Source organism: Aquabacterium humicola (assembly GCF_030167915.1).
GTDB lineage: Bacteria > Pseudomonadota > Gammaproteobacteria > Burkholderiales > Burkholderiaceae_C > Pseudaquabacterium > Pseudaquabacterium humicola.
In genome coordinates, this window is sequence record NZ_JARGNB010000010.1 from 43,505 (window position 1) to 55,876 (window position 12,372).

Genomic DNA, 12,372 nt, shown 5'->3' on the forward strand with positions numbered 1-12,372 from the left:
GCCGGTCCCCGGCAGCGGCCGCAGCGCCCGGAACCGGCGCCCGAATCCCCCTTTTTTCCGCGCATGCCGGCGTCCGCGCTGGCCGATGATGGGCGAACCTCCCAGGAGTCCCCTCGGCCATGGCCCAGCTCGTCCGTTTCCCGATCGTCACCGGAGCCCGCGCATGAAGATCGCCCACCGCGGCATCGGCCGCGAGCACCGCCCCTACGTGATCGCCGAGATGTCGGGCAACCACAACCAGTCGCTCGACCGGGCGCTGGCGATCGTCGACGCGGCGGCCGATGCCGGCGCCGACGCGATCAAGCTGCAGACCTACACCGCCGAGACGATGACGCTGGACTCCACCGCGCCCGGCTTCGTGATCGACGATCCGAAGAGCCTGTGGGCCGGCCGCCAGCTGTTCGATCTGTACCACGAGGCCCACACGCGGTGGGCCTGGCATCCGGCGATCTTCGAGCGCGCCGCGGCGCGCGGCCTGCATGCGTTCTCGACCCCCTTCGACGAGACGGCGGTCGACTTCCTCGAAACGCTGGGCGTGCCCGCGTACAAGATCGCGTCCTTCGAGTGCACCGACCTGCCGTTGATCCGCAAGGTGGCGGCCACGGGCAAGCCGATGATCATCTCGACCGGCATGGCCTCGGTCGCCGAGATCGACGAGACGCTGCGAACCGCGCGCGCTGCCGGCGCGAAGGACATCGTGCTGCTCAAGTGCACCAGCACCTACCCGGCGACCCCCGAGAACACCAACCTCAACACGATTCCCGTGTTGCGCCAGACCTTCGGCTGCGAAGTGGGCCTGTCGGACCACACGATGGGCTGCGGCGCGGCCATCGCCGCGGTCGCGCTGGGCGCCACGGTGATCGAGAAGCACTTCACCCTGGCGCGCGCCGACGGCGGCGTCGACTCCACCTTCTCGCTGGAACCGCAGGAGCTGAAGCTGCTGCGGATCGAGAGCGAACGCGCCTGGCAGGCGATGGGCGGCGTGGTCTTCGGCGGCACCGCGGCCGAAGAGAAGTCGCTGGCCTACCGGCGCTCGTTGTACGTCGTCAAGGACATGCAGCCGGGCGAAGCCTTCAGCGCCGACAACGTGCGCGCGATCCGGCCCGGCATGGGCCTGGCGCCCAAGTACTTCGACACGGTGCTGGGCATGCGCGCGGTGAAGTCGATTGCGCGCGGCACGCCGCTGGACTGGGCCCTGCTGAAGGGTTGAAGGGGCCGCGATGAAATACTGCTGCCGCTGCGTCCAGCCCGACACGCGCCCGAACACAGTCTTCTCCGCCGCCGGCATCTGCCCGGCCTGCGACTACGTCGAGGCGATCCGGCATGTCGACTGGCAGGAGCGCATCGACATCCTGGGCGACCTCTTCGGATCCCGCAAGCGCAAGCCCGGCGTCTTTCACGACTGCATCATCGGCGTCTCCGGCGGCAAGGACTCGACCCGCCAGGCGATGTGGGTGCGCGACAAGTTCGGCATCAACCCGCTGCTGGTCTGCCTGAGCTACCCGCCGGAGCAGGCCACCGAGCGCGGCATGGCCAACCTGTCCAACCTGATCGAGCTGGGCTTCGACGTGGTCGTCTCCGCGCCCGCGCCGAAGACCTGGAAGGACCTGAAGCGCGACGGCTTCGCGAAGTTCACGAACTCCTTCCGCTCCACCGAGCTGGCGCTCTTTTCCGCGGTGCCGCAGATCGCGCTGCGCTACGGCATCGACCTGATCCTGTGGGGCGAGAACCCCGCGCTGCAGTTGGGCGACCTGAAGACGTTGGGCAAGACCGGCTACGACGGCAACAACCTGCGCCACATGAACACGCTGTCGTCGGGCACGCAGTGGATGCTCGACGGCGGCTACACGCCGCAGCAACTGCTGCCCTACAACTACCCGCAGAGCGAGGAGTTCCTCGCTTCCGGGCTGCAGATCATCTACCTGGGCTGGTTCCTCGGCGACTGGTCGCTGGTGAACAACGCGATGTACTCCTGCGGCGACGGCCTGGAGATCCGCGCGGACCGCGTCGGCAAGACCGGCGACCTCTACGGCGTGACCGCGCTGGACGAGGACTTCACGCCGATCAACCAGATGATCAAGTACTACAAGTTCGGCTTCGGCCGCACGACGGACTACGTGAACGAGGAGATCCGCCTCGGCCGGCTGTCGCGCGACGAAGGCATCAAGCTCGTCGAGCAGTTCGACGATGCCTGCGCGCCCGAGTACATCGCGAAGTACTGCGACTACCTCGGCATCACCGTGGCCGCCTTCTGGGCGCAGGTGCATGCGGCGACCAACCGGCGCCTCTTCGACATCCACCCCGACGGCCGCATCACGCGCAAGTTCACGGTCGGCGTCGGCATGCCGGTGCTGGAGATGGCGGCATGAAGCGCATCACCGCCGGCCTCGTCGACTACGGCGCGGGCAACATCGCGTCGGTCTCGCGCGCGCTCACCGGCCTCGGCTACCGCTGCCGCATCACGCGCGACATGGAAACGCTGGCGGCGGCCGACGTGATGATCCTGCCCGGTGTCGGCGCCTTCCCCGCCGCGATGGCCGCGCTGCACCAGCACCGTCTCGTCGACTTCATCCAGAACCAGGCGCGCCGCGGCCAGCCGATGATCGGCATCTGCCTCGGCATGCAGCTGCTGGCGGAGACGTCGAGCGAACACCGGCTGACCTCCGGCCTCGGCCTGATCCCCGGCCAGGTGGTGCCGCTCGGCGACGCGCGCTGGCACATCGGCTGGAACACCATCGAGGTGCTCGGCGACGAGCCGTTGCTGAAGCCCAGCGACGCGAAGTCGCTGTACTTCAACCACTCCTATGTCTTCGAGGCGCCCGCGGAGTACCGCGTCTGCGTCTCGCGACTGGAGTCTCCTTTCACCGTGGCCGTGCGCCGCGGCAACATCGTCGGGTTGCAGTTCCACCCGGAAAAGAGCCAGATCGCCGGGCGCGAGCTGCTCAAGAACGTCATCGAAGGACTGGTGCAGTGATCAAGAAGCGATTGGTGGGCGTGGTGACCGTCAAGGACGGCTGGGCCGTGCAGTCGATGGGCTTCCAGCGCCACCTGCCGATGGGCAAGCCCGAGGTCGTCATCGAGAACCTCGACCGCTGGGGTGCCGACGAGATCCTCGTGCAGTGCATCGACCGCACGCGCGGCGACCTCGGTCCGGATCTGAAGCTGCTGGAGCGCATCAGCCGCAAGGGCCTGTCGACGCCGCTGATCTATGTCGGCGGCATCCGCACGGTCGAAGAAGGTGTCGCCGCGGTGCAGGCCGGGGCCGAGCGCATCGGTGTCGATACGCTGCTGCGCGACGATCCGAAGACCGCGGCCGCGCTGGCCGGGCCGCTGGGCGCGCAGGCGCTGATCGCGGTGCTGCCGCTGGCGCTGAACGACGGCAAGATCGCCTGGCTGGACCACCGCGTCGGCCGTTCGACCGACATCGGCGCCGAGACCGCCGCCGTGCTGAAGGCCGGCGCGATCTCGGAAGCCCTGGTGATCGACTGGAAGCACGAAGGCCAGCGCGAAGGTTTCGACACCCGCCTGCTCGACCGCTTTCCGATCGCCGGCATGCCGCTGATCGCCTTCGGCGGCCTGAGCGATGCCGACCAGCTGCGCGCGGTGCTGGAGCGCCGCAACGTCGTCGCTGCCGGCGTCGGCAACTTCCTGAGCTATCGCGAGCACGCGGTGCAGCAGTTCAAGCAGCAGCTGCTCGGCCTGCCGCTGCGGCCGCCGACGTACGCGCAACCCGCGTGGGCCTGAGACCATGACCTACGCGCGCCTGGGCTGCAAACGCTGCCTCTACACGCCGGACCACGCGCTCGGGCTGACGCTGGATGCCGAGGGCATCTGCTCGGGCTGCCGCATCCACGAGGAGAAGGACACGCTCGACTGGGCGGCGCGCTGGGACAAGCTGGAAAAGCTGGTCGCGCCGTACCGCAGCGCCGGTGCGAAGAACTACGACTGCATCGTGCCGGTGTCGGGCGCCAACGATTCGTACTGGATCGTGCACCTGGTCAAGCACAAGCTGGGCTTGAACCCGCTGCTGGTCACCTACAACAAGTACTTCAATACCAGCCTGGGCATCCGCAACCTCGCGAATCTTCGGATCAAGTTCGACTGCGACATCTTCTACCAGAACGTCAACCCGCGTTCGGTGAAGAAGATCGTGCGCACGACCTTGCGCGAATTCGGCAGCCTCTATTGGCACTGCCTGGCCGGGCAGACCGTGTTTCCCGTGCAGACGGCGGTGCGCTACCAGGTGCCGCTGATCATCTGGGGCGCGCACCAGGGGCTGGAGCAGGTGGGCATGTTCTCGCACGAGCACGAGGTCGAGATGACCCGGCGCTACCGCAAGGACCACGACCTGATGGGCTACGAGGCCGATGACCTGCTGACCACCTTCGACACGCTGAAGGAAGAGGACATCTGGCAGTACCGCTATCCCGACGACGCGGCGCTGAACGGCATCGGCGTGCGCGGCATCTACCTCGGCAACTTCGTGCGCTGGGACCCGAAGGCGCAGCACGAGCAGATGGTCGAGCGGTTCGACTACCGCTCGGCCCGCTTCGCCCGCACCTTCGATACCTACGACCACGTCGACTGCTGGAACTTCATGGACCTGCACGACCAGCTGAAGCTCTACAAGCACGGCTATTCGAAGGTCACCGACCACGCCTGCCGCGAGATCCGCCACGGCCGCCTCACGCGCGAGCAGGCGATCGCGCTGGTCAAGCGGCATGAGCAGCAGCCGCTGCAGCATGTCGACAAGTTCTGCGAATGGCTCGGCCTCGACCGCAGCGGCCTGCAGTTCATGATGGACCGCTGGCGCAACCCGGCGCACTGGTCTGCCACGTCGCCCGGCGAGTACGCGTTCACCGGCTGGAGCACGCGCTTCCAGGAAGATCCGGCGTACACGCCGAGCGACCTCGGCGGCGCAGCGAGCTTCATCGCCAATGACGAGCTTGCGCACGACGGCAAGCCCGGCTACATCGTCGTCGGCAAGGGCTACCCGGCCTGAGCGATCATTGCCCCTTCGCTGCGTGCGGCGTCCGCCGCATGGCCCGTCCACCACCTGAAGCCGTCCCCGGTGAGCGACGATCCCACCCTCAAGCAGATCGACCGCGACAAGCTGTTCGCCCTGTCGGTGGACATGCTGGTCGTCGCGAACTTCTCCGGCACCTTCGACCAGGTGAACCCGGCGTGGATGCGCACCTTCGGCTGGAGCGAGGCCGAGCTGCTGAAGGTGACCTGGCGTGAGCTTGTTCATCCCGATGACCTGCGCGCGACGCGCGAGGCCGGCAAGCGCCTGTTCGCCGGCCAGGCCGCGGTGCAGTTCGAGAACCGGCTGCAGTGCAAGGACGGCGGCTGGCGCTGGGTGTCGTGGAACGCGTTCCCGGTGATCGCCGAGCAGAAGATCTACGCGGTGGTGCGCGACATCACCGCGCAGAAGGCCGCCGAGGCCCAGCAGCGCGAGCTGCAGGATCACCAGCGCCAGCTGACCGAACGTCTTCGCGAATCGCAGAAGCTCGAAGCGCTGGGCACGCTGGCCGCCGGCATCGCGCACGACTTCAGCAACATCCTCGCCACCGTGCTCGGCAACGCCGCGCTGGCGCTCGACGACCTCGGCCCCGGCCATCCGGCGGCCGCGCGGCTGCAGCAGATCAACCAGGCCGGGCACCGCGCCGGCGAGCTGGTGCGCCAGGTGCTGGCCTTCGGCAAGAACTTCGCGCCGGAGCTGCGGCCGCTGGCGCTGCGCGGGCTGGTGGAGCAGGCGCTCGAGCGGCTGTCGGCGACGCTGCCGGCCGGCGTCGGACTGCAGCTGGTGCTGGCCGACGAACCCTTCGCCGCACTGGCCGATGCCGCGCAGCTGCACCACGTGCTCGACCAGCTGTGGCGCAATGCGGTGCAAGCCTTCGACGGCGAGCCGGGCCGGCTGGAGCTGGGCCTGGAACGCTGGGACCGCCGCACGAAGCTCGATGCGTTCGCCGACGCGCTGCCCGAAGGGCCGTATGCGCGCCTGTGGCTGCGCGACAGCGGCCGCGGCATGGACGGCGCGACGCTGCAGCGCATCTTCGAACCGTTCTTCACGACGCGTCAGGCCGGCCGCGGCAGCGGCCTGGGGCTGTCGGCGGTGCACGGCATCGTCTCGGCGCACGGCGGGCTGGTGCAGGTGGAGAGCCTGCCGGGGCAGGGCACGACGGTGCACCTGCTGCTGCCGCTGACGGACAAGGTGAGCGTCCAGGCCGCGCCGGAGCGATGCACCACCGAGGCCGGCCGCACGCCGCGCCACGTGCTCTACGTCGACGATGACGAGACGGTGATGACGCTGATGCTCGCGCTGCTCGAGCGCCAGGGCCTGCGCGCCACCGGCCACCGCGACCCGGACGCCGCGCTCGATGCGGTGCGGGCCGCGCCCGGCGGCTTCGACCTGGTGATCACCGACTTCAACATGCCCGCGCGCAACGGGCTGGACCTGGCCGCCGACCTGGTACGCATCCGCGCCGACCTGCCGGTGGTGATCCTGTCCGGCTATGTCTCCGACCGCGTGCGCGCCGACGCCGAGAAGCTCGGCGTGCGCCGGGTGGTCTCCAAGGGCGGCTCGGTCGACGAGCTCAACGGCCTGGTGCGGCGGCTGCTGGACGACCTGGCGAGCTGACGCCGCCTCGAAGCCGGCGCCGTCCGGCGCCCGCTATCCGCCGTTGCGCGGGTGCGCCTGCAGCACGCCGATCAGCGCGGCCGCATCGGCGGGCTTGAGCATGTGGTGGTCGAAACCGGCCTCGTTGATGCGCTGCTTGTCGGCTTCCTGGCCCCAGCCGGTCAGCGCGATCAGCAGCATCGCCGAATGCGCCGGCGAGCCGCGCAGGCGGCGTGCGAGATCGCAGCCGTCCATGCCCGGCATGCCGATGTCGAGCACCGCGGCGTCCAGGCGCCGCTCGGCGGCCAACTGCAGGGCCTGGGCGCCGCTGTAGGCCGCGAACGCCGTGGCGCCCAGGGCGCGCAGCAGCTCGGCCAGGCTGTCGGCGGCGTCGCGGTTGTCGTCGACGACGAGGATGCTGTGCGGGACGCTGGCCGCCTCCCAGGCGGGCGCGTGCTCGGCCGCGGCGACCTGTCCGGCCTGGCGCGACAACGGCAGCCGTACGCTGAAGGTCGAGCCGCGATTGCGGCCCTCGCTGCGCGCGCTGACCTGGCCGCCATGCAGCTCGACGAGGCTCTTCACCAGCGTCAGCCCGATGCCGAGGCCGCCCTGCGCCGCGCGCGCCGCGCCCCCCACCTGCACGAACATGTCGAAGATCGGTTCCAGCATGTCCTCGTCGAGGCCGACACCGCTGTCGACGACCTCGACCAGCGCGTCGGCACCGTCGGGGCGCGCGTCGATCGCCACCCGGCCGCCGGCGGGCGTGTACTTCGCGGCGTTGTTCAGCAGGTTCGAGAAGACCTGCGTCAGGCGCACGAGGTCGCCGTCGACGATCAGCGCATCGTCCGGCATCGTCACCTGCAGCGTGTGCTTCGCGGCATCGATCAGCGGCCGGCTCAGCTCCACCGCATCGCGGATGGCCGCGTCCAGCGGCACCGGCAGCCGCTGCAGGTCGACCTTGCCGCGGGTGATGCGCGACACCTCGAGCAGGTCGTCGACCAGCCGCACCATGTGGTCGACCTGCCGGCGCATGACCTCGTGCTGGCGCTGGCTGTCGTCCGCCGTGGCCAGCGGATGCGCGAGCAGCGACAGCGCGGTGCTGATCGGCGCCAGCGGGTTGCGCAGCTCGTGCGCCAGCGTGGCCAGGAACTCGGTCTTGCGCCGGTCGGCCTGGTGCAGGCCGTCGAGCAGGGCGCGCAGCTCGTACTGGCGCGTGCGCGCGCGCAGCGCGGTGCGCAGCGCGCTGACCAGCGCCGCCACGCGCACCGGCCGCTCGATCACCGTCACGTTCGGCAGCTGGGCCATCACGTCGGCGATCAGCGGCGAGTCGGCCCCCGGGCGCGCGAGGATCAGCACGGGGATGTCGGACCAGGGCGGCTGCGCGGCCAGTGCTGTCGTCAGCTGGGCCCGCGCCGGGGGCGTCAGCACCTCTTCGGCGACCAGCAGCGCGCCGGCGCCACGCGGCAGCTCGGCGGCCAGATCGGTCATCGCGGCGAAGGCCTGCACCGCGATGCCGGACTGCGCCAGCACGGCGTCGGCCATCGCGGCGTCCCTGCCGGTCGCCACGCGAAGCAGCACGCGCCGTTCGAGGTTCACGGGCAGCGCCCCGGTCCGCGCGTTCAGCCGGATCTCTCCGCGCCGATCGGCACCGGCAAGCCGCTCAGGATGCCGCGGAAGTGACGCAGCGGTTCACCGACGTGGATGCCGGTGTTGCTCATCGTGAACGCCCGGATCGTGCGCTCGTGCGCGCCGCCGCGCTTCTTGATGATCGAGATCGCCTGGCGCACCTCGCCCTCGAGCTCGTAGTAGCGCAGCATCAGCACCGCGTCGGCAAGGTAGCTCGCTTCGACCGGCGTCGACATCTGCATGCCGATCAGGCCGTGCTGGGCGCCGACGAGCATGGTCGCGACGCCGGCCTGGCCGAGGAAGGTCAGCAGCTCGTGCAGCTGGATGATCAGGAATCGTTCGTCGGGCATCGCGTTGAGGTAGCCGTTCAGGCTGTCGATGACGACGACGGCGGCGTGCCGGCGCGTCACCGCGTCGCGGATCGCGTGCACCAGCTCGCCCGGCGACAGCTCGGCCGGGTCGACCTGCCGCAGCGAGATCCGGCCGGCGTCGACATGCGGCCGCAGGTCCATGCCCATGCCCTGGCAGCGGGTCAGCAGCGTCGCGATGCTCTCGTCGAACAGGTACAGCGCGGCGTGCTCGCCGCGCCGGGCCGCGGCGAGCGCGAACTGCACCGCCACCGTGGACTTGCCGGTGCCCGGTGCGCCGACCAGCAGCGTGCTGGTGCCTTGTTCGATGCCCCCGCCGAGCAGATCGTCCAGCGCCGTGATGCCGCTGGCGATGCGCTGCTGCGTCCGAGGCGGCGCGTGCTCGGCGGCAACCAGTCGCGGATACACCTGCAGGCCGCCGTGCGTGATCTTGTAGTCATGGAAGCCGTCGCGGAACTGGCGGCCGCGGAACTTGCTGACCAGCAGGCGGCGCCGGGTGGCACCGAAGTCGGAGTTCAACTGCTCGAGCCGGATCACCGCGTGCGCGATGCTGCGCACCTGCAGGTCGCGCTCGCCCGCGGTCATGTCGTCGAGCAGCAGCACCGTGCACTGGCGGCCGGCGAAGAACTGCTTCAGCGCCAGGATCTGCCGTCGATAGCGCAACGAGTTGCCGGCGAGCAGCCGCATCTCGGACAGCGAGTCGAAGACCACGCGTGACGGCCGCACCTGCTCCACGTCGGCCAGCATCTTCATCGTCGCCTGGCCCAGTTCCACCTCCGACGGATGGAACATCGTGTACTGCTCGTCCGGCTCGAGCGCATTCGCCGTCGGGAGCATTTCCCGGACCTGCACGTTGGTCAGGTCCCAGCCGTGCGACTGCGCGACGCCGAGCAGTTCGTCGAGCGTCTCTGACAGCGTGATGTACAGCACCGGCTCGCCGCGCGCCGCGCCTTCCATCAGGAACTGCAGCGCGAGCGTCGTCTTGCCGGACCCGGGCTGCCCTTCGACGAGGTACAGGCAGCCGGCGGTGAGGCCCCCGGCGAGCACGTCGTCGAGTCCCGGCACGCCGGTGCCGTGCATGGCCGGTGGTCCGCCGTTGGTAACCGTTCCTTTCATTCCTGGCTCCTCTGAGATCACCAGCAAACGACGGGCCGGCAGTATGCCGCTGTAGCAACCTTTAGCACACTCAACATTCTTCCCACCCGTCCGATAGGCAGGCATGCACCGACTGTTGTCGATCGAACCGTCGCCGACGCTGCGCCGCGCCATCGAGCGCCTGCTGCTCGAGCGCGGTTACGTCGTGCGTTCGGTGGATGCCGACGACGCGGCGGTGGCGGCATTGGACGAGGAACTGGCGCTCGGCGCATCGGCGGTGCTGGTCGGCTGGGAGGGCGTTTCGCCGGACGTGCAGGCGGCGCTGGCCGACCGGCTGCAGCAGCCTGACGCGCAGGCGCTGGCGCTGCTGGTGCTGAGTGCGCGCCCCGACGCGCTGCCCGCGGCGCTGGCGGCGCGCCCTCACACCCGCGTGGAGCGGCTGATCTTCCCGGAGCAGGTGCCCGGCTTCGTGCGCAGCGTGCTGACGCTGGCCGGCAGGCCGCCGCCGGCGCCCCCGCGCGCGGCGCTGAAGGTGCTGCTGGTCGACGATTCGAAGACCAGCCGCACCAAGTACCGGCGGCTGCTGCAGTCACGCGGCTACCTGGTGACGGCCTGCGACGACCCGCAGCAGGCGCTCGAGCGCGTGCAGGCCGGCGGCGAGGCCTTCGACCTCGGCATCATCGACTACTTCATGCCCGGCATGACCGGCGCCGCGCTGTGCCGCACGCTGCGCGCGCTGCCGGCCACGGCCGACCTGCCGCTGGCGATCCTGACGGCGGCCTACGCCGACGACGTGATCCGCGACGCGCTGCAGTCCGGCGCCACCGAGTGCATGTTCAAGGACGAGTCGAACGCGCTGTTCGTCGCCCGGGTGCAGGGCATGGCGCGGCTGCGCGAGCGCGAACAGCGCCTGCACGAGGAGCGCGAGCGCCTCGCGCTGATCCTCGACTCGGTCGGCGACGGCCTGTACGGCGTCGACCGCGCCGGCCATGTGCGTTTCGCGAACCGCGCCGCGCTGCGGCTGCTCGGCCATGCCGACGAAGCCGCGCTGGTCGGCCAGCTGGCCCACGAGCGCATCCATCCGGCCGACGAGCAGGGGCGGCCGGTCGGGCCGGACGCCTGCTTCCTTCAGCATGCCTATGAGCTGGGCGATTCGCTGAGCGACTGGCAGACGGTGTTCTGGCGCGCCGACGGCGAACCGCTGGCGGTCGAATGCAACCTGCGCCCGCAGTACCAGGCCGGCCAGTGCACCGGCGTGGTCGTCGCCTTCCGCGACATCACCGAACGCAAGCGCTTCGAGGCCGAGCTGCAGTGGCAGCTGCAGCACGACCACCTGACGCGGCTGTTCAACCGCCGCCACTTCGAGCACCTGCTGGAGCAGGAGGTGATCCGGCTGCGCCGCAGCACCGAGCAGTCGGCGCTGCTGTTCATCGACCTCGACCGCTTCAAGCACATCAACGACAGCGCCGGCCATGCCGCCGGCGATGCGCTGCTGGCCTCGATCGGCCGCAAGCTGCACGCGCGGGCGCGTGAATCCGATGCCGTCGCGCGGCTGTCGGGCGACGAGTTCGCGGTACTGCTGCGCAATGTCGACGACCACGGCCTGCTGGCGCTGGCGGAGACCTTCCGCGCGATCCTCGACGACGGCCGCTTCGTGCACGCGGGGCGGGAGTTCGAGGTCTCCGGCAGCGTCGGCGCGATCCACCTGGATCGCCACACCGCATCGCCGGCCTATGCGATGAGCTGCGCCGACGCCGCCTGCCGGCTCGCCAAGCAGCAGGGCCGCAACCGCATCCACCGTTTCGACCTGAGCTCGGACACCGGCGCCGTGGCCGAGCTGCACCAGTCCTGGTCGCAGCGGCTGCGCAGCGCGCTCGATTCCGACGGTTTCGTGCTGCAGTACCAGGCCATCGTCGACCTGCCGGGACTGCCGAGCGAGGTGCTGACCGGCGGCGATGCCGGCGCCGAGGCCGGGCTGCGGCGGGCCGCGCGGGCGGCGCGCCACGGCCAGGAAGTCTTCCTGCGGCTGGATGACCTCGGCACGCGGCTGCAGCCCAAGGCCTTCCTCGCCCATGCCGAGCGCTTCAACCTGCTGCCGGCGCTCGATGCCTGGGTGCTCGAAAGAATCGGCGCGCAGCTGATCGCGGCCGGTGCCGGCGCGCGGGGCCGCTACCACGTCAACGTGGCGGCCGCGTCGCTGCTGGACGTGGGCTATGTGTCGAAGCTCGAGATGCTGGCGCGCCACGGCGCCTTCGCGCCCGGCAGCCTCTACCTCGAGCTGAAGGAGTCCGATCTCGCGCCGCAGCTGACCCGCCTGCTGCCGACGATGCACGCGCTGGCGGCGCTGGGCGTGCGCTTCGTGCTCGACGAGTTCGGCCGGGGGTTCGCGCCGCTGGACCGGCTGCGCGGGCTGCCGATCTCGGCGGTCAAGCTCGACGCGGGCCTGGTGCAGACACTGGCGCACGACCCCTTCGGCACGACGCTGGTGCGCACGATGACCGAGCTGGCGCACGCGATGAACCTGGCGGTGATCGCCCCCGCGGTCGAGGACCTCGCGACGCTGCGCCTGCTGCAGTCGCTGGGGCTGGACCGCGCGCAGGGCTTCGTGCTCGACCGGCCGGCCGATCCGGCGACCGTCGACGACGTGCTGGTCTCCTGACGCCG

At 70.2% G+C, this 12,372-nt stretch carries 9 protein-coding genes; 7 read left to right on the forward strand and 2 right to left on the reverse strand.

Going from position 1 to position 12,372, the window contains the following annotated elements; genetic code table 11:
* Positions 1 to 163: 163 nt before the first annotated feature.
* The 6 genes from pseI to P1K89_RS29615 all read left to right on the forward strand — a co-directional run bounded on the left by pseI (position 164) and on the right by P1K89_RS29615 (position 6,640).
* Positions 164 to 1,210, forward strand: coding sequence for a pseudaminic acid synthase (gene pseI, locus P1K89_RS29590; RefSeq protein WP_284620144.1), 1,047 nt, complete (start codon positions 164 to 166; stop codon positions 1,208 to 1,210).
* A gap of 10 nt (positions 1,211 to 1,220) precedes the next feature.
* Complete coding sequence (locus P1K89_RS29595; protein ID WP_284620145.1) at positions 1,221 to 2,369, forward strand: N-acetyl sugar amidotransferase; 1,149 nt, start codon at positions 1,221 to 1,223, stop codon at positions 2,367 to 2,369.
* Positions 2,366 to 2,974 carry an imidazole glycerol phosphate synthase subunit HisH gene (hisH, locus tag P1K89_RS29600; RefSeq protein ID WP_284620146.1) on the forward strand — a complete coding sequence of 203 codons (609 nt, stop codon included), beginning with the start codon at positions 2,366 to 2,368 and terminating at the stop codon, positions 2,972 to 2,974. Before P1K89_RS29595 ends, hisH begins: the two co-directional genes overlap by 4 nt.
* Positions 2,971 to 3,744, forward strand: coding sequence for a HisA/HisF-related TIM barrel protein (locus P1K89_RS29605; RefSeq protein WP_284620147.1), 774 nt, complete (start codon positions 2,971 to 2,973; stop codon positions 3,742 to 3,744). The genes hisH and P1K89_RS29605 overlap by 4 nt, the downstream gene beginning before the upstream one ends.
* Before the next feature lie 4 nt (positions 3,745 to 3,748).
* Positions 3,749 to 5,002 (forward strand): N-acetyl sugar amidotransferase, encoded by a 1,254-nt coding sequence (locus P1K89_RS29610; RefSeq protein ID WP_284620148.1) that lies wholly within the window; start codon positions 3,749 to 3,751, stop codon positions 5,000 to 5,002.
* Between the two features lie 69 nt (positions 5,003 to 5,071).
* Positions 5,072 to 6,640 (forward strand): hybrid sensor histidine kinase/response regulator, encoded by a 1,569-nt coding sequence (locus tag P1K89_RS29615; protein WP_284620149.1) that lies wholly within the window; start codon positions 5,072 to 5,074, stop codon positions 6,638 to 6,640.
* 33 nt (positions 6,641 to 6,673) lie between these two features.
* Here P1K89_RS29615 and P1K89_RS29620 read toward each other — a convergent pair whose 3' ends face one another.
* Positions 6,674 to 8,161 (reverse strand): hybrid sensor histidine kinase/response regulator, encoded by a 1,488-nt coding sequence (locus P1K89_RS29620; RefSeq protein WP_284620150.1) that lies wholly within the window; start codon positions 8,159 to 8,161, stop codon positions 6,674 to 6,676.
* A gap of 77 nt (positions 8,162 to 8,238) precedes the next feature.
* A complete protein-coding gene (locus P1K89_RS29625) occupies positions 8,239 to 9,729 on the reverse strand; it encodes an ATPase domain-containing protein (protein WP_284620151.1) in 1,491 nt (496 codons plus the stop codon).
* Between the two features lie 103 nt (positions 9,730 to 9,832).
* On the opposite strand from P1K89_RS29625, the gene P1K89_RS29630 reads away from it, so the two are divergent.
* Entirely contained in the window at positions 9,833 to 12,367 is a 2,535-nt protein-coding gene (locus P1K89_RS29630; RefSeq protein WP_284620152.1) for an EAL domain-containing protein, read from the forward strand.
* Positions 12,368 to 12,372 lie beyond the last annotated feature (5 nt).

Bases quoted from the DNA above. Each gene is read 5' to 3' on its own strand.
- pseI (WP_284620144.1), top strand. From the start codon at position 164: ATGAAGATCGCCCACCGCGGCATCGGCCGCGAGCACCGCCCCTACGTG.
- P1K89_RS29595 (WP_284620145.1), top strand. From the start codon at position 1,221: ATGAAATACTGCTGCCGCTGCGTCCAGCCCGACACGCGCCCGAACACA.
- hisH (WP_284620146.1), top strand. From the start codon at position 2,366: ATGAAGCGCATCACCGCCGGCCTCGTCGACTACGGCGCGGGCAACATC.
- P1K89_RS29610 (WP_284620148.1), top strand. From the start codon at position 3,749: ATGACCTACGCGCGCCTGGGCTGCAAACGCTGCCTCTACACGCCGGAC.
- P1K89_RS29620 (WP_284620150.1), bottom strand. From the start codon at position 8,161: ATGGCCGACGCCGTGCTGGCGCAGTCCGGCATCGCGGTGCAGGCCTTC.
- P1K89_RS29625 (WP_284620151.1), bottom strand. From the start codon at position 9,729: ATGAAAGGAACGGTTACCAACGGCGGACCACCGGCCATGCACGGCACC.
- P1K89_RS29630 (WP_284620152.1), top strand. From the start codon at position 9,833: ATGCACCGACTGTTGTCGATCGAACCGTCGCCGACGCTGCGCCGCGCC.